We start from the raw sequence: 16350 nt of genomic DNA on the forward strand, positions 1-16350 counted from the left end.
CCAGCACCCTGGGGCGGGCCGGTCGCGGCTACCTAAGGTGGCGGTGATCCTCTCGCAGCCAGGAGCGTGTGATGACCCAGGACAACCGCCCCCAGTCGTGGCGGCCGACCGCCACCGAACGGGACACGTGGACCCGAGACGTGTTCCGCGCCGCGGCCGGTCTGATCGCCGGCCCCGGCGGATTCATTCTCGTACTCGCCGGCGAGTACCTCTACGACCGGCGGCACCTGCTCTTCGAGACCGGCGGGGCACCCCTGGCGGCGATGAACCCGGAGGGCGAGTCGATCGCCCTGCGCGGCGGCTTCACCAGCGTGAACGCCGTCCCGCTGCTCGGCGGCGCCAACCGCGGCACGCAGGTGCTGTCGGTCACGCCCAGCCTGACCGCCTCCACCCGGGCCATGGGCCTGCGCGACGGCGACCCGGTGTCGGTGGCACTGTCCAGCCGGACCGTCAGTTCCACCCGGAGCGGCCTGATCGTGCCGGCCAGGATCGGGACCACCACCCGGATCACCGTACCCGCGGACGACTACTCGGTGGCCGCGCTCGGCGCCCGCACGTCGGCGCTGTTCACCAGCAAGGACCCGGTGATCGGCACCGGCACGGGGACGGTCGCGGGTTTGCGGGAGCTGCCGTTCCAGCGGATTCGGCCGACCCCGGGCGGCCTCTGGCTCGCCCCGGAGACCGCGCGGCAGGTGAACGTGCCGCTGATCGGCCGCACTCCGTTCCCGTCGCCGCGGCAGCCGAACCCGCTGACGGCGCCGCGGTGCCCCTGGTGCGGTCAGACGGTGACCGGTTCGGTGCTCCAAGCGATGGCGAACTGCCCGAAGAAGCCCGGATACGCCGCGGGTGTCGCCACGTACCAGCCGCTAACCTTCGCCAAACCGGCCGGACAGTACTGCGCGGACTGTCACCGGTATGCCACCTACCGCGAGGACCACAGCCTCTGGTGCAGGTTCATGACCTTCCTCGACGAGTTCTGAGGTTCAGCCGGAGAACTGGTCGTAGCCGAGGCGCAGCACCAGCGCGGACACCACGCACAGCAGCACGGCCCGGACGAACCCGGCGCCCCGGCGCAACGCCATCCGGGCCCCGAGCTGCGCGCCCGCGATGTTGCAGGCGGCCATGCCGAGCCCGAGCGCCCACACCACCTTCCCCTGCGTCCCCAGCACCAGCAGCGCCCCCAGGTTCGTGCCCGTGTTGATGATCTTCGCGGTGGCGGAGGCGTGCACGAAGTCCAGGCCCAGGATCGAGGTGAACGCGATCAGCAGGAACGTGCCGGTGCCCGGCCCGAGAATGCCGTCGTAGAAGGCGATGAACACCCCGCTCACCACGATCGCCGCCGCCACCCGCGCCCGGACGCGCAGCCGCGGATCCGGCGCGAGACCGAACGCGGGCCGTAAGGTCACGAACGCGGCCACCGCCAGCAGCACCACCATGACCAGCGGTTTGAGCACCTCCGCCGCCAGCAGCGCCGCCGACGCGGCCCCCGCCCCGGCGAAACACACCGCCAGGATCCCGGCCGGTACGGCCACCGCCCGGTCGAACTTGGTCCTCCTGGCGAAGGTGACGGCGGCGGAAGCCGTACCGAAAATGGAGGCCGTCTTGTTGGTGGCCATCGCCTCGACGGGCGAGAGCCCGGCCAGCAGCAGGGCGGGCAACTGCAGCAGCCCGCCGCCGCCGACCACCGCGTCCACCCAGCCGGCCGCCAGCGCCGCCACGAGCAGCAGCACGATCTGTTCCGCCCGCATCGGCGCCCGACCCCTACCGTGGTTGACCAAAGAACCTCAGCAGAGTAGCGACACCCCCCGCTTCGCCTCAGACCGGGTCAAATGTCCTGACCCGGGTCCTCGTTCTCGCCCGGCGCCGGGGACGGGCTCTGGCCCTGCTCGGTCTCCCCCGGGGTCGGCGACGGCTGCATCGGCTCGGGCGAGGTCGGCACCGGCGGCGGCGTCGGCACGAAGACGGTCGGCGGCAGCGGCCTGGCCGGCATCGGCTCGTCGTCGGAGCGGACCAGCATCAGCCACAGGATGGCCCCGATGAACAGCACCAGCGTCGCCAGCAGCGCGGAGGCCAGCGCCACCGAGCGCACGGTCTCGGTGCGCGGCGGCGCGGGCGACGGCGGGGCCGGCAGCGCCGGATTGCGATCCCCCAGCCAGTACGGCACGAAGTCCGGCCCGTGCCGGTCCCCGATCAGCATGCCCGACACCATGACGGGCTCCAGGAACCTCTCTGCCCCGACCCCGCCCGGCGCGTACGGCACCGCCACCCAGGGCGCCTCGCCCCCGTCCCAGGCCACCACCGGCGGCGTGGTCACGTTCCGCCGCCTGCTCACCCGCGAGAACAGGCCGCGCACACCGGACCTGGCCGCCTCGCCTTCCTTGATCCCGGTCACGAACCGGTTCCTGGCGGCCGGATCCAGGGCCGCGCCCCGGGTCAGCACGGCCACCGAGACCGCCCGCCCGTCCGCGCCCTGCCCGAGGTAGACCAGCCCCGCGGGGGCCGCCTGCAGGCGCGCCTGAAGCACGAAGGGCCCCAGCCGGGGCGGGTCGCCGTACTGCAGTGGAGTGGCCATCCCCTTCATGAAAACACACCGGGTGTTTTCGCCCATCCGAGCGGGCAGTGATCAGGGCATGGATTCTGTCGGGGAGTCACGATTGAATAACACCCATGACCGTTGCTGAAGGAGAGCCGGGCACCGAGGTGTCCCGGGCGCAAGACGAGGGCGAGGCCGGCCTCGGCGCGCTCCGGGACGCCCTGAACGAGGTCCGGCGGGTGATCGTCGGCCAGGACCACATGGTCGAGCGCCTGCTGGTGGCGCTGCTGGCCCGCGGGCACTGCCTGCTCGAAGGGGTGCCGGGCGTGGCCAAGACGCTGGCCGCCTCCACCCTGGCCACCGTGGTCGGCGGCACGTTCGCCCGGATCCAGTTCACCCCCGACCTGGTCCCCAGCGACATCGTCGGCACCCGCGTCTACCATCCGAGCACTGAACGTTTCGACATCGAGCTCGGCCCGGTGTTCGTCAACTTCCTGCTCGCCGACGAGATCAACCGGGCCCCGGCCAAGGTGCAGTCGGCGCTGCTGGAGGTCATGGCGGAACGCCAGGTCACCCTGGCCGGGGTCACCCACCAGCTGCCCCGGCCCTTCGTGGTGCTGGCCACCCAGAACCCGATCGAGTCCGAGGGCGTCTACCCGCTGCCGGAGGTGCAGCGCGACCGCTTCCTGTTCAAGGTGCGGGTCGACCACCCCAGCGCGCACGAGGAGCTGGAGATCCTGCACCGGATGAGCGTCACCCCGCCGGTGGCCGGCAAGGTGCTCGGCCCGGCCCAGCTGCTGGCCCTGCAGAAGACCGCCGAGGAGGTGTCGGTACACCAGCTGGTCGCCGACTACGTGGTCCGGCTGGTCATGTCCACCCGCAACCCGGGCGAATACGGGCTGCGCGAGCTGGAGGAGACCATCGAGATCGGCGTCAGCCCGCGCGCCACGCTCGGCCTGGTCGCGGCCGGGCGCGCGCTGGCGCTGCTGCGCGGCCGCGACTACCTGCTCCCCGACGACGTGCGCGACGTGGCGGTGGACGTGATGTCGCACCGGCTGATGCTCACCTTCGACGCGCTCGCCGACGGCATCGAACCCGAGGACGTGGTCCGCCAGATCCTGATGTCGGTGCCGCCGCCGCTGGTCGTCTGGAACCAGGGCCAGCGGTGACCAGCCGCGCCCCGCACGCCGCGCTCCGGCGGCTGGAGCTGACCGTGGTGCGCCGCCTGGACGGGCTGCTCCAGGGCGGCCACCAGGGCCTGCTGCCCGGCCCCGGCAGCGAGCTGGGCGACACCCGCGTCTACGTGCCCGGCGAGGACGACGTGCGGCGGATGGACTGGGCGGTCACCGCCCGCACCACGATCCCACACGTCCGCGATCTGATCGCCGACCGGGAGCTGGAGACGTGGGCGCTGGCCGATCTGTCGGCCAGCATGGACTTCGGCACCGCCGACACCGACAAACGTTCCCTGGTCATCTCCGCCATCGGCGCCGTCGGCTTCCTGGCCAGCCGCGTCGGCGACCGCTTCGGGGCGTATGTGATCCACGGCGACCAGATCCACCGCTACCCGGCCAGACCCGGCAGGCCCGCCCTGTTCGGCCTGCTGAAATCGCTCGCCGAGGCCCCGCACGACCCCGGCTCCACCGACCTGGGCGGCGCCATCGAGCTGATGGCCGCCGCGCACCGCAGGCGCGGCATGCGGGTCATCGTGTCCGACTTCCTGGACGCCCCGGACAGCTGGGAACGGCCGATCCGCCGCCTGGCCGCCCGCCAGCAGGTGCTCGCCGTCGAGATCATCGATCCGCGCGAGCTGGAACTCCCCGACGTCGGGCAGGTCACCCTGGTCGACCCGGAGACCGGCCACTCCCGCGACATCCACCTGTCCCGCAAGCTGCGCGACCGCTACGCCGAGGCCGCCGCCGCCCAGCGGGAGGCCAACCGGGTGGCCCTGCGCCGCAGCGGCGTCGCCCACCTGGTGTTGCGCACCGACCGGGACTGGGTCTTCGACATCGCCCAGTTCGTCCTGCGGCAGCGGCGCACCGCCCATCTGATGGCCCGGAGAACACGCGCATGATCTTCCTGTCCCCCGCCTGGCTCTGGCTGTTCGCCGCGCTCGCCGCCCTGATCGCGCTGTATGTGGTGATCCAGCTCACCCGCCGTAAGTACGCGGTGCGCTTCACCAACCTGGCCCTGCTGGCGCTGGTCGCGCCGGAGAAGCCCGGCTGGCGGCGGCACGTGGCCGCCGCGCTGTTCCTGGTCATGATGAGCCTGCTCGTGCTGGGCGCGGCCCGCCCGGCCGACGCGGTCCGGGTGCCCAGGGACCGGGCCACCATCATGGTCGCGATCGACATCTCGCTGTCGATGGAGGCCGCCGACGTGCCGCCCACCCGGATGATCGCCGCCCGGCAGGCCGCCGAGGCGTTCGTCCAGGAGCTGCCCGAACGTTTCAACGTGGGCGTGGTCTCCTTCGCCCGCTCGGCCGCCGTCGCGATCCCGCCCACCACCGACCACGCCGCCGTCGTCAACACGATCAGGAACCTGACCACCCGCCCCGGCACCGCCATCGGCGAGGCCGTCTTCAACTCCCTGGACGCGATCCGCTCCTTCGACCAGCAGGCGGTCACCGACCCGCCCCCGGCCGCGATCGTGCTCCTCTCCGACGGCGACAACACCTCCGGCCGCTCGGTCAACGAGGCCATCGAGGCCGCCCTCGGCGCGAAGGTGCCGGTCTCCACGATCGCGTACGGCACGCCCGAGGGAACCGTGGCCATCGACGGGCGCGACGTCCAGGTGCCGGTGAACAAGCAGACCCTGCAGTCCCTGGCGGACGGCACCAGCGGCCGCGCCTACAGCGCCGAGTCGGGCAGCGAGCTCCGCGACGTGTACGAGCAGATCGGCACCTCACTCGGCTACAAGATCGTCCACGAGGAGATCACCCAGCGGTTCATCATCGGCGCGATCCTGGCGGGGCTCCTGGTCGCGGGCTCGGCGCTGATCCTGGGCACGCGCATCCCCTAGCCCGGCGCGTGGCCCTCCGCCAAGTGGGCACGGTGGGGTGACCCCTCGGGCACAGCTCGCTACGCCACCCGCACGGGGCGTGGCCTGGGCAGGGTTAGGAGATTGGTAACGTTGCTGCGCGTGAGCAACACCGGCGCGCACTACTTCGACGAGCGTCCGCAGGCCGAATCCCGGCCGGGGACGGTCAGCCTGGTGTTGCCCGACCTGCACCTCCGGCTGGAAACCGATCGCGGCGTGTTCTCCCCCGACAAGGTGGACCTGGGCACCAGGATCCTGCTGGAGTCGGTCCCCGCCCCGCCCGCCGAGGGCGACCTGCTCGACCTGGGCTGCGGCTACGGCCCGATCGCGCTGACCATGGCCTCCCGCGCGCCCGCCGCGACCGTCTGGGCCGTCGACGTCAACCGCCGCTCGATCGAACTCACCGCTCGCAACGCCGCGCGCGCCGCCCTTGACAAAGTAAGGTCGGCGCACGTGGACGAGGTCCCCCCGGACATCCGGTTCCGCGCCATCTGGTCCAACCCCGCCATCCGCATCGGCAAGCCCGCCCTGCACGAGATGCTGACCCGCTGGCTCGACCGCCTCACCCCCGACGGCGTCGCCTACCTGGTCGTCCAGAAACACCTCGGCTCCGACTCCCTGCAACGCTGGCTGACCGACCAGGGCTGGCCCACCACCCGCCACACCTCCCGCGCCGCCTACCGAATCCTGAAGGTGACTCCCCGATGAGCACGCCGAACCCGCGCCGCCAGCTCCGGCCGACCGACGTGAAGCGGCTCAACCGCACCTGGCGCCGCACCACCGAGGCCCGCCTCGCCCTCATCCTGGAATCGGTCACCGGCCCCTTCAACATCGGCTCCATCTTCCGCACCGCCGCCGCCTTCGGCGTCGACACCGTCTGGCTGGCCGGCAACGCCACCCCGCCCACCAACCCGAAGGCCCAGAAGACCGCCCTCGGCACCGACCGCCTCGTCACCTGGCACGACCCCGTCCCCGCCCCCGAAGCCGTCAAGGCCGCCAAAGCCGACGGCTACCGCGTCATCGCCATCGAACTCACCGGCGACGCCACCCCCCTGCACGAAACCCCCCTCACCGGCGACGTCTGCCTCGTCGTCGGCAGCGAGGACCACGGCTGCTCCCCCGCCCTCCTCGAATCCTGCGACGCCGTCGCCTACATCCCCCAGGTCGGCCGCGTCGGCTCCTTCAACGTCTCCATCGCCGCCGCCATCGCCATCGCCGAATCCCGCCGCCAGGAATGGACCCGTTAATCCTGCGGGATCGGTACGGCGAGGGCAGCGGAAGCCTGGGCTTCACCCGATGGACGTGTGGCGATCACCTGGAAGCGCGATCGGCGATCTAACGTCCGGGGTGCCCTATTGACTAGAAAGTCGTGATCTGGACAGCCGCAGCAGCGGGTCGCCTGGTCGGCGGCTATGCGGCTGTCTATGGGACGGGTTTCTGGTCAATAAGCCAGGAGCACGAGGAGCGCGCGTGTTACGACGTACGAGCTTCATGACGGTCGCCGTTGGCGTGACGGCCCTTTTTGTCACGATGAGCCTTCCGGGTGGGGTGGCCAGTGCGGCCACCGCCACGTTCGCGCCGGTCGCGGACACCTATGTGGACAACAGCACGACGGGCACCAACTTCGGAACGTCCGGACAGCTTGGTGTGGACAATTCACCGGTGAAACGGATGTTCCTGCGGTTCACGGTGTCGGGGGTGAGCGGCGCGATCAGTTCGGTCAAGCTGCGGGTGCACACCGACGACGTGAGCGGGTCCGAGAGCGGCAGCGGTGGCGTCTTCCGGGGGATGAGCAGCACCACCTGGTCGGAGACCGCGACCACGTGGAACAACCAGCCGTCCATCGACGGGGCCACGCTCGGCACGCTCGGGTCGGTGGCCAGGAACCAGTGGTACGAGCTCGACGTGACCTCCTACGTGACCGGGAACGGCACCTACAGCTTCGGTGTGACCTCCACCAGCACCAACGGCGCGGACTACGACTCGCGGGAGAGCGGATCGGGGACGGCGCCGCAACTGGTGGTCACCACCGGGACCGGCCCGTCACCGAGCCCCAGCCCGAGCCCGAGCCCGCCGCCGGGCGGCGACCCGGTGCTGGTGGGCGCGGGCGACATCGCCAACTCGGGCTCGGGCGACACCGCGACCGCGGCGCTGCTGGACTCGATTCCCGGCACCGTCTTCACCCTCGGCGACAACGTGTACAACAACGGCACGGCCTCGGAGTTCAACACCTACTACAACCCGACGTGGGGGCGGCACAAGGCGCGCACCCGGCCGGTCCCGGGCAACCACGACTACAACACCTCCGGCGCGACCGGATATTACGGATATTTCGGGGCGTCGGCCGGTGATCCCACCAAGGGTTACTACTCCTACGACCTCGGCGCGAACTGGCACGTCATCGTGCTCAACTCCAACTGCTCGGCGGTTCCCTGCGGGACGACCTCCGCGCAGACGACGTGGCTGCGCGCCGACCTGGCCGCCAGCACCCGCCCGTGCACGGTCGCGATGTGGCACCACCCGCGCTACACCTCGGGCGCCAACCACTCGCCCAACAGCTCGGTCGCGCCGTTCGTCCAGGCCCTGTACGACGCCAACGCCGACCTCATCCTGACCGGCCACAACCACCAGTACGAGCGGTTCGCCCCCATCAACCCCGCCAACCAGCTCGACAACACGCGCGGCATCCGCCACTTCGTGGTCGGCTCGGGCGGCGCCAGCCACTACGGCTTCGGCACGATCCTGGCCAACAGCGAGGCCCGCAACAGCGACACCTACGGCGTGCTCAAGCTGACCCTGCACGCCAACGCGTACACCTGGCAGTTCGTCCCGCAATCCGGGCGCACGTACAGCGACAGCGGCACCACGAACTGCCACTGACGACGTGTACCTGTCCACCCTCGACCGAAGCCGGGCCGCGGGCGGCTCTCCCCGAGCCGTCGGCGGCACCGTCTTCGCCCTCGGCGCCGTCAGCCTGGTCACCGACATATCGTCGGAGATGGTGACGGCCGTCCTGCCGCTGTACCTGGTGATCGGCCTCCAGTTCAGCCCCGCCGCGTACGGCCTGATCGACGGCCTCTACACCGGCGCGACCGTGCTGCTGCGCCTGGCGGGCGGCCATGTCGCCGATCGCATCAACCGCCACAAGGCGGTCGCGGGGGCCGGATACGGCCTGTCGGCGCTGGCCAAGCTGGGCCTGCTCGCCGCCGGAGCCTCGGGCCCGCTGATCGGCCTGGCGATCACCGTGGACCGGGCCGGGAAGGGCCTGCGCACCGCCCCCAGGGACGCGCTGATCACCCTCACCACGCCGCCGGAACGCCTGGGCCTGGCCTTCGGCGTGCACCGGACCATGGACGCGACCGGCGCGTTCCTCGGCCCGCTGGCGGCCCTCGGCGTGCTGACCCTGGCGGGCGGCGTGTTCGGGCCGGTCTTCCTGGCGAGCTTCTGCGTGGCCCTGCTCGGCGTCCTCATCCTGGCCCTGTTCGTCCAGGACGTCCCCAGCCCGGCGGTCACCACCAAGAAGATGCCGTGGCGTGCCGCGTTCGGCCCGGCCCGGCGCCGGCTGCTGCCCGCCGCCTGCCTGCTGGGCCTGGTCACCGTCGGGGACGGCTTCGTCTTCCTGCTGCTGCAGCGCCGCACCGAGCTGGCCATCGGCTGGTTCCCGCTGCTGGCGGTCGCCACCAGCCTGGCCTACCTGCTGCTGGCCGTCCCGCTCGGCCGCCTGGCCGACCGCTTCGGCCGCCTCCGCGTGATGATCGGCGGCCACGCCGCCCTCATCGCCGTCTACCTGCTCCTGTACGGCCCGCTGACCGGCCTCCCCCTCCTGATCGTGATCCCCTTGCTGTACGGGACGTTCTACGCGGCCACCGACGGGATCCTGATGGCCATGGCCGGCCCGGTTTTCCCGCCGGAACTGCGCGCCACCGGCCTGGCCCTGATCCAGAGCGGCCAGGCCCTGTCCTACCTGCTGTCCTCGGTCCTGTTCGGACTCGCCTGGCAGGCCTGGGGCCCCGGCCCGGCCTGCCTGGCCGCCGCCGGAATCGCCGCCGCCGTGCTCCCCCTGGCCGTGCTCCTGCTCACGAGGAAACCATGACCTCCCTCCGGGCCCGTCTGGTCGTCATCAGCCTGGCGACCGTCCTCCTCGCCGGAATCGCCCTCACCTACGCCGTCCTCGCCCCCGCCGCCGACGCCCCCGCCTCCACCGCCCTGGCGGGTGCGGGCCCCCGCGTCCAGGTCCTGACCAACGGCCTGCTCTCCACGGTCTCCCGCGCCGACCCCGGGGGCCCGCGCGAGGTCACCGCCGTCCGCTGCGACCGCGCCCACACCGGCGCGGCGACCGTCGCCTGCCTCACCCCGGTCGGCGCGCTCACCGCCACCAGCCTGGTGGTCATGGACGCCGCCCTGCGCCCGCTCAGGGAGATCCCGCTCACGGGTTTCCCCAACCGGCTGCGCGTCTCCGCCAGCGGCCGCATGATCGCCTGGACGCTCTTCATCGACGGCCACTCCTACGCCGCCAACGGCTTCTCCACCCAGACCGGCATCCTGGACACCAGGACCGGCCGGATGGTGCGATCCCTGGAGGATTTCACGATCACGCGGGACGGCAGGCCGTACCGGAATGTGGACGTCAACTTCTGGGGGGTCACCTTCGCCGGGGACGACAACCGGTTCTACGCGACGCTGTCCACCGGCGGCCGCCGCTACCTGGTCGAGGGCGACGTGGCGGCGGGAACCGTGCGGACGCTGCGCGACAACGTCGAATGCCCGTCGCTGTCCCCGGACGGCACCAGGATCGCCTACAAGTCCGCGATCGGCGCCGACCCGGCCAGGGGCTGGCGGCTGACCGTGCTGCACCTGGGCAGTGGCAGGACGGTCCCGCTCGCCGAGACCCGCAGCGTCGACGACCAGCCGGCCTGGCTCGACGACCAGACCATCGCGTACGGCCTGCAGACCGGCGACGGCACCAACAACACCTGGACCGTCCCGGCCGACGGCGGCGGCGCGCCCACGCTGCTGATCCCCGGGGCGAACTCGCCCGCCGTCATCGGCCGCGACGGAGCGTGAAGGAGATTGGTCCAGACGTGACCCAAACGTTCACCTTGGCGCGCTGACGGCGGGCCCTGACAAACGGCATACTCCACTCGTGCGGCGGCGTTTCGCGTTTCTAGAGCACCCCGGGCCACTGGCGTTCGCCCATCGGGGTGGGGCGGCGGAGGGCCGGGAGAACACCATGGCCGCGTTCGAGCACGCCGTCGAGCTGGGCTACTCCTACCTGGAGACCGACGCGCACGCGACCGCCGACGGCGTCCTGGTGGCCTTCCACGACCACACGCTGGACCGGGTCACCGACCGGACCGGGCGGGTGTCGGAGCTGCCCTACCGGGAGGTGGCCAAGGCCAGGATCGGCGGCACGCACGAGATCCCGCTGCTGGCCGACGTGCTGGGCGCCTGGCCGGACGTGCGGGTCAACATCGACGTGAAAGAGGCCTCGGCCATCGAGCCGCTGGCCAAGCTGATCAAGCGGACCGGCGCGTACGACCGGGTCTGCCTGACCTCCTTCTCCGACCAGCGGCTGGCGCGGGCCCGGCGGGCGGCCGGCGGGCGGGTCTGCTCCGCGCTCGGGCCGCGCGGCGTGGCCGCGCTGCGCACCGCCGCCATCGGCTCCGGGTACGGGCGGCTGCTGGCCGGCCTGGCCCGGGCCGGCGTGCCGTGCGCCCAGGTGCCCATCGGGGTGCGCGGGCTGCGCATCGTGACCCCCGCGTTCGTCAGGACCGCGCACGCGATCGGCATGCAGGTGCACGTGTGGACCATCGACGCCCCCCAGATCATGGAACGCCTGCTCGACCTCGGCGTCGACGGGATCATGACCGACAACATCTCCGGCCTGCGCGGCGTGCTGGACGCGCGCGGGCAGTGGTATCCGAGGCATTGAAGTAGTCCGAAGTAATCTCGAAGTAGGAGAACATGACTGCCCCCCAGGCCCCCCAGGTCATCGACGAGAGCCCGGACGCCCGCCGGCGCGAGCAGCGCGGCTGGTACTGGTACGACTGGGCGAACTCCGCCTTCCCGACGACGGTGCTGACCGTCTTCCTGGGGCCGTACCTGACCGACATCGCGGAGCGGGCCGCCGAGGTCCGCGGGAGCGACTTCGTCGACGTGCTCGGCTTCGACGTGCGCCCCGCCGCCTACTACGGCTTCGTGGTGGGCGCGGCTGCCATCTGCCAGATCGTCTTCATGCCCATGGCCGGCGCGATCGCCGACCACACCGGGCGGAAGAGGGGCATGCTCGGCCTGTTCGCCTACCTGGGCGCGGCGGCGACGCTGGCCATGTGGTTCGTCGCCGACACGCGCTACCTGCTGGGCGGAGCGCTGTTCATCGTGGCGAACATAGGGTTCGCGTGCGCCATGGTGATCTACAACAGCTTCCTCCCGCAGATCGCCTCCGCGGACGAGCGCGACCGGGTCTCCTCCCTGGGCTGGGGGTTCGGCTACCTCGGCGGCGGCCTGCTGCTGCTCATCAACCTCGCCCTGTACCTGCAGCGGGAACAGCTCGGCATCGAGACCAGCGTCGCCGTCCGGATCAGCCTGGTCTCGGCGGGCCTCTGGTGGGGCGGCTTCACGATCATCCCACTGCTGCGGCTGCGGAACCGGCCGGTCACGACGCATGACGCCACGCTGGGCCAGGCGGTCGGCGGCAGCTTCCGCCAGCTCGGCCGCACCCTGCGCGACCTGCGCCGATACCCCCTCACGCTGCTCTTCCTCGGGGCCTACCTGCTCTACAACGACGGCGTGCAGTCGGTCATCGCGTTCTCCGGGCAGTTCGCCTCCGAGGCGCTCAAGCTCGACGAGGAGGTCCGGATCGCGGCCATCCTCATCGTCCAGTTCGTCGCGTTCGGCGGCGCCCTGCTGCTGGGCCGCCTCGCCATCCGGTACGGCACGAAGCGGGTCGTGCTCTACAGCCTCATCGGCTGGGTGGGCGTGCTGGGTCTGGCCTACATCGTCCAGGAGGGGTCGGCGCTGCAGTTCCTCGGCCTCGGCGTGCTCATCGCCATCGTGCTCGGCGGCACGCAGGCGCTGTCGCGCTCGCTGTTCTCCCACGTGATCCCGAAGGGCAAGGAAGCGGAGTACTACAGCCTGTACGAGATCAGCGACAAGGGCTCCACGTTCCTCGGAGCCTGGACATTCGGCCTGGTGCTCCAGCTAACCGACAGCGACTACCGGGTCGCGATCATATCGTTGCTGATCTTCTTCGCGCTCGGCTTCGGCCTGCTGCTGGCCGTCGACCTGCCCCGGGCCATCCGCGAAGCGGGCAACGAGGTCCCCGACAAGATCTAGGAATCCGCGGCGCTGGGAGCCAGCTCACGTGATTCCTGAGGAGCCCGCGCCAAAAAGCGCGATTGGATCACCTCTTGGGTGGGAATCCACACACGGTATCAAGCGTTGTACGCGGTGGAGACCAACCCCTCTAAGGCAGTATCGCTAGGGGGACCTCAGGAGGCTTAGAACATGGGCGAGCGTGCACTTCGCGGTACCCGGCTCGGGGCGACCAGCTACGAGAACGACCGCAACACCGACCTGGCTCCGCGCCAGGAGGTGTCCTACACCTGCCCGAAGGGCCATCACACCACCGTGCCGCTTGCCGCCGAAGCCGAGATTCCGGCGAGCTGGGAGTGCCGCAGCTGCGGCTCCCCCGCCCTCCGGGTGGACGCGGAGCAGCCCCAGCAGAAGAAGGCCAAGCCGCCGAGGACGCACTGGGACATGCTCCTGGAGCGGCGCTCGATCGAGGACCTCGAAGAGGTGCTGAACGAGCGGCTGGCGATTCTCCGGGCGCAGCGGCGCAAGAGCGCGTAGGACAGGCCGAAACCCCGACGGACACCCCAACCTCAACGAACCCTCCAGAGCAGAGGGAGCCGGAAGCCCCCGGGAGATCTTCCCGGGGGCTTCCGTGTGGTTTCAGGACGTGTGGTGCGGGACCGGCATGATCGTCTCCGCGCGGATGATGTGGATCACCGCGTTGATCAGGGCCAGGTGGGTGAACGCCTGCGGGAAGTTGCCCAGCTGGCGGCCGCTCACCGGGTCGATCTCCTCGGCGTAAAGACCGAGCGCGCTGGCGAACGACAGCAGCTTCTCGCACAGCCGCCGGGCCCGGCCCAGCTCGCCGATCTCGGCCAGCGCGGACACCAGCCAGAACGAGCAGATCGTGAACGTGCCCTCCTCGCCGGACAGCCCGTCGTCGGTCTCCTTGGTGCGGTAGCGCAGCACCAGGTCCTCGACGGTCAGGTCGTCGGCGATGGCGATCACGGTGGCCCGCACCCGCGGGTCGTCCGGCGGCAGGAACCGGACCAGCGGGATGAGCAGCAGCGAGGCGTCCAGCGCGGTGGTCGAGTAGTGCTGGGTGAAGACGCCGTTCTCGCCGACGCCGTTCTCGCACACGTCGGCGTGGATCTCGTCCGCGATCTCCTGCCAGCGTTCGGCCACCTCCGGCTCCTGCCGCAGCCGGGCCAGCCTGGCGCCCCGGTCCAGGGCGACCCAGCACATGACCTTGGAGGAGGTGAAGTGCCGGGGTTCGCCGCGCACCTCCCAGATGCCGCGGTCCGGCTCCCGCCAGTGCGCGATGGCCATCTCGACCTGGCGTTTCAGGATCGGCCAGACGCGCTCGTCCAGGCGGTCCCTGGACTTGATGTGGATGTAGAAGGAGTCCAGGACCGCGCCCCACACGTCGTTCTGGCGGTGGTTGAAGGCGCCGTTGCCGACCCGGACTGGTTGGGCGCCCTCGTAACCGTGCAGGTGGTCCAGGGTGTACTCGGAGAGGTCGCGCTCGCCGTCCACGCCGTACATGATCTGGAGTTCTTCGTCGCGTTCGGCCATGTCGGCGATGAACCAGAAGAAGTCATCGGCTTCCCAGTCGAAGCCAAGGGTGTAGAGGCCCCACAGCGCGAACGTGGAATCCCGTATCCAGGTGTAGCGGTAGTCCCAGTTGCGCTCGCCGCCCGGGGTCTCCGGCAGCGAGGTGGTGGCGGCCGCGACCAGCGCGCCCGTCGGGGCGAAGGTGAGGCCCTTGAGGGTGAGGGCGCTGCGCTCCAGGTAACCCCGCCACGGGTGGTCGGGGATGTCGCCCCTGGCCAGCCAGTGCTGCCAGTGGTGCGCGGTCCACACCAGCCGCTGGTAGGCCTCCGCGAAGGTGTAGGGCGGCTCGTGCTCGGTCCAGGTGAGCGCGCAGAACCGGGTGTCGCCCTCCTTGAGCAGGGTCCTGGCCATCGCCCGGCCGCCCTCGAAGCCGAGCCGCATGTCCGTGGTCAGCCGCAGCTGCAGGTCGACCCCGTCGGCGATGGCCAGGCCCTGGTGGTAGCCGCGGTCGGTGTGCTCCCAGCGGACTGGGCTGCGGCCGTAGTCCAGCACCGGCTCACAGTCCAGCGTCACCTGAACCTCGCCACTGACACAGCGGACCGTGCGCAGCAGCACGTGGTCGGCGTCGTAGTCGGTGGGCGCCCGCCGGTGGGTGTGTGACATCTCACCCTCGTGATGCCACGGGCCGATCAGGAGGAGGTCCCTGACGATGATCCAGCCGGTGGCCGTGCCCCAGCTGGTCTCCAGCACCATGGTGCCGGGCAGATATCGCCGCGCGGCCGGCACCATGGTGTCGGCCGGGCCGATCCGGAAGCGTCCGGCGCTGCGGTCCAGGATGGCGCCGAACACGCTCGGCGAGTCCAGCCGGGGCAGGCACAGCCACTCGATGTTCCCGCTGCTCGCGACCAGCGCGGTGACCTCGCAGTCGGACAGGAAACCGTAGTCGGCGATCGGCGGAAAGGGCGAAGATCCGTGAAGCGTGTCCATCTACCGTCCTATCCCCTTGTACATCCCCCAAACGATACGCTCGCGGGGTTGCCGGGACGGTCCTTCAGGTTTTCGCGTAGATCACCTTTCGGCAAAGTCGTCGCCGTCCAGCACCTGTCCGGGGACGACGTTCCCCGGGCGCCCCGGCCCCGGCTGGTTCAGGAGCGGCCCGTACGGCGAGCGCGCGGCCATCACCCGGACGCGGCGGCCCAGGAACCAGGTCAGGCCGCGCCGGGCCAGCGGCCGGGTGAACGGCAGGATCAGGAAGAACCCGAAGATGTCGGTGATGAATCCCGGGGTCAGCAGCAGCGCGCCACCGGCGACGATCATGCCGCCGTCGGCCAGTTCCCGGTCCGGCATGCGCCCCGACTGGAGCGCGTTCTGCAGCGCCGCCCAGGCCCGCCTGCCCTCCCTGCGGACCAGCCAGGCCCCCAGCAGGCTGTCGGCGATCAGCAGCCCGACGGTCTGCCAGCCGCCGATCACCGACCCGATCTGGATCAGTAACCAGATCTCCAGCACGGGCACGACGAGAAACCCCAGGAAAAGTCCGATTCGCAGCATCACACGACCTCACTCATACCTAAGCAACGTCGCTTGAACCCTACGCGTTCCAGCCGATCAGCGCTTTCTACCGATCAGCCCCTCCTTGGGTTACTTTGCGCCCAGGCGCGCCGTGGTGTACTCGATAAAGTCTCGGCTGGTCGCCGAGGGTCCGCGCGCGGCCGATTCCGAGCGGAACGTCCGCAGCAGATGCTCGGCGCGTTCGGTGTCCACGTGATCCGCGAGCAAGTCCACCACACGCCGAGCGGTCGCGCAGCCCTCGTCCAGTCGGCCGCACCGGAGCTGTGCGGTGGCCACGCCCCCCAGCCAGGTCGCCCTGTCGCGGGGGTAGCGCTCCCCGCACGCGGCGGTCGCGGCCAAAAGCTCTCGCTCGGCGCCTTCGTAAT

General features: G+C 70.9%; 16 protein-coding genes. 12 read left to right on the top strand and 4 right to left on the bottom strand.

Annotated features, from left to right (window positions below; genetic code table 11):
- Positions 1 to 71 precede the first annotated feature (71 nt).
- Positions 72 to 980 carry a hypothetical protein gene (locus tag ABGB08_RS03880; RefSeq protein WP_347586288.1) on the top strand — a complete coding sequence of 303 codons (909 nt, stop codon included), beginning with the start codon at positions 72 to 74 and terminating at the stop codon, positions 978 to 980.
- Positions 981 to 983: 3 nt separating this feature from the next.
- Here ABGB08_RS03880 and ABGB08_RS03885 read toward each other — a convergent pair whose 3' ends face one another.
- Together ABGB08_RS03885 and ABGB08_RS03890 are read right to left on the bottom strand one after the other, a co-directional pair.
- Positions 984 to 1748 (bottom strand): TSUP family transporter, encoded by a 765-nt coding sequence (locus ABGB08_RS03885; protein WP_347586290.1) that lies wholly within the window; start codon positions 1746 to 1748, stop codon positions 984 to 986.
- A 77-nt stretch (positions 1749 to 1825) separates the two neighbouring features.
- A complete protein-coding gene (locus ABGB08_RS03890) occupies positions 1826 to 2572 on the bottom strand; it encodes a hypothetical protein (protein WP_347586292.1) in 747 nt (248 codons plus the stop codon).
- Between the two features lie 95 nt (positions 2573 to 2667).
- Here ABGB08_RS03890 and ABGB08_RS03895 point away from each other — a divergent pair, with 95 nt between their 5' ends.
- The 11 genes from ABGB08_RS03895 (at position 2668) to ABGB08_RS03945 (ending at position 13420) form a co-directional block, all read left to right on the top strand.
- Positions 2668 to 3702 carry an AAA family ATPase gene (locus tag ABGB08_RS03895; RefSeq protein WP_347586294.1) on the top strand — a complete coding sequence of 345 codons (1035 nt, stop codon included), beginning with the start codon at positions 2668 to 2670 and terminating at the stop codon, positions 3700 to 3702.
- Entirely contained in the window at positions 3699 to 4607 is a 909-nt protein-coding gene (locus tag ABGB08_RS03900) for a DUF58 domain-containing protein (protein ID WP_347586296.1), read from the top strand. Before ABGB08_RS03895 ends, ABGB08_RS03900 begins: the two co-directional genes overlap by 4 nt.
- A complete protein-coding gene (locus ABGB08_RS03905; RefSeq protein WP_155355993.1) occupies positions 4604 to 5551 on the top strand; it encodes a VWA domain-containing protein in 948 nt (315 codons plus the stop codon). The genes ABGB08_RS03900 and ABGB08_RS03905 overlap by 4 nt, the downstream gene beginning before the upstream one ends.
- A gap of 120 nt (positions 5552 to 5671) precedes the next feature.
- A complete protein-coding gene (locus tag ABGB08_RS03910; RefSeq protein ID WP_347586299.1) occupies positions 5672 to 6277 on the top strand; it encodes a methyltransferase in 606 nt (201 codons plus the stop codon).
- Positions 6274 to 6816, top strand: coding sequence for a TrmH family RNA methyltransferase (locus ABGB08_RS03915; RefSeq protein ID WP_347586301.1), 543 nt, complete (start codon positions 6274 to 6276; stop codon positions 6814 to 6816). Before ABGB08_RS03910 ends, ABGB08_RS03915 begins: the two co-directional genes overlap by 4 nt.
- A gap of 223 nt (positions 6817 to 7039) precedes the next feature.
- Positions 7040 to 8449 (top strand): DNRLRE domain-containing protein, encoded by a 1410-nt coding sequence (locus ABGB08_RS03920; RefSeq protein ID WP_347586303.1) that lies wholly within the window; start codon positions 7040 to 7042, stop codon positions 8447 to 8449.
- A gap of 4 nt (positions 8450 to 8453) precedes the next feature.
- Complete coding sequence (locus ABGB08_RS03925; RefSeq protein WP_347586305.1) at positions 8454 to 9662, top strand: MFS transporter; 1209 nt, start codon at positions 8454 to 8456, stop codon at positions 9660 to 9662.
- Complete coding sequence (locus ABGB08_RS03930) at positions 9659 to 10633, top strand: hypothetical protein (protein ID WP_347586307.1); 975 nt, start codon at positions 9659 to 9661, stop codon at positions 10631 to 10633. Before ABGB08_RS03925 ends, ABGB08_RS03930 begins: the two co-directional genes overlap by 4 nt.
- A 79-nt stretch (positions 10634 to 10712) precedes the next feature.
- Complete coding sequence (locus tag ABGB08_RS03935; protein ID WP_347586309.1) at positions 10713 to 11501, top strand: glycerophosphodiester phosphodiesterase; 789 nt, start codon at positions 10713 to 10715, stop codon at positions 11499 to 11501.
- Positions 11502 to 11533: 32 nt separating this feature from the next.
- Positions 11534 to 12904 (top strand): MFS transporter, encoded by a 1371-nt coding sequence (locus ABGB08_RS03940; protein ID WP_347586311.1) that lies wholly within the window; start codon positions 11534 to 11536, stop codon positions 12902 to 12904.
- A gap of 171 nt (positions 12905 to 13075) precedes the next feature.
- Positions 13076 to 13420, top strand: coding sequence for an RNA polymerase-binding protein RbpA (locus ABGB08_RS03945; RefSeq protein ID WP_155336694.1), 345 nt, complete (start codon positions 13076 to 13078; stop codon positions 13418 to 13420).
- Positions 13421 to 13522: 102 nt separating this feature from the next.
- On the opposite strand, the gene ABGB08_RS03950 is transcribed toward ABGB08_RS03945, so the two are convergent.
- Both ABGB08_RS03950 and ABGB08_RS03955 read right to left on the bottom strand, forming a co-directional pair.
- A complete protein-coding gene (locus tag ABGB08_RS03950; RefSeq protein ID WP_347586314.1) occupies positions 13523 to 15403 on the bottom strand; it encodes a glycoside hydrolase family 15 protein in 1881 nt (626 codons plus the stop codon).
- Positions 15404 to 15484: 81 nt separating this feature from the next.
- Positions 15485 to 15964, bottom strand: coding sequence for an FxsA family protein (locus tag ABGB08_RS03955; RefSeq protein ID WP_347586316.1), 480 nt, complete (start codon positions 15962 to 15964; stop codon positions 15485 to 15487).
- Positions 15965 to 16350 lie beyond the last annotated feature (386 nt).

It is taken from the genome of Acrocarpospora sp. B8E8 (assembly GCF_039871605.1).
GTDB classification, from domain to species: domain Bacteria; phylum Actinomycetota; class Actinomycetes; order Streptosporangiales; family Streptosporangiaceae; genus Acrocarpospora; species Acrocarpospora macrocephala.

Excerpts from the sequence above, each read along its gene's own strand:
- ABGB08_RS03890 (WP_347586292.1), bottom strand. The coding sequence starts at position 2,572 with ATGGCCACTCCACTGCAGTACGGCGACCCGCCCCGGCTGGGGCCCTTC.
- ABGB08_RS03905 (WP_155355993.1), top strand. The coding sequence starts at position 4,604 with ATGATCTTCCTGTCCCCCGCCTGGCTCTGGCTGTTCGCCGCGCTCGCC.
- ABGB08_RS03930 (WP_347586307.1), top strand. The coding sequence starts at position 9,659 with ATGACCTCCCTCCGGGCCCGTCTGGTCGTCATCAGCCTGGCGACCGTC.
- ABGB08_RS03945 (WP_155336694.1), top strand. The coding sequence starts at position 13,076 with ATGGGCGAGCGTGCACTTCGCGGTACCCGGCTCGGGGCGACCAGCTAC.
- ABGB08_RS03915 (WP_347586301.1), top strand. The coding sequence starts at position 6,274 with ATGAGCACGCCGAACCCGCGCCGCCAGCTCCGGCCGACCGACGTGAAG.
- ABGB08_RS03955 (WP_347586316.1), bottom strand. The coding sequence starts at position 15,964 with ATGCTGCGAATCGGACTTTTCCTGGGGTTTCTCGTCGTGCCCGTGCTG.
- ABGB08_RS03885 (WP_347586290.1), bottom strand. The coding sequence starts at position 1,748 with ATGCGGGCGGAACAGATCGTGCTGCTGCTCGTGGCGGCGCTGGCGGCC.
- ABGB08_RS03940 (WP_347586311.1), top strand. The coding sequence starts at position 11,534 with ATGACTGCCCCCCAGGCCCCCCAGGTCATCGACGAGAGCCCGGACGCC.
- ABGB08_RS03895 (WP_347586294.1), top strand. The coding sequence starts at position 2,668 with ATGACCGTTGCTGAAGGAGAGCCGGGCACCGAGGTGTCCCGGGCGCAA.
- ABGB08_RS03950 (WP_347586314.1), bottom strand. The coding sequence starts at position 15,403 with ATGGACACGCTTCACGGATCTTCGCCCTTTCCGCCGATCGCCGACTAC.
- ABGB08_RS03880 (WP_347586288.1), top strand. The coding sequence starts at position 72 with ATGACCCAGGACAACCGCCCCCAGTCGTGGCGGCCGACCGCCACCGAA.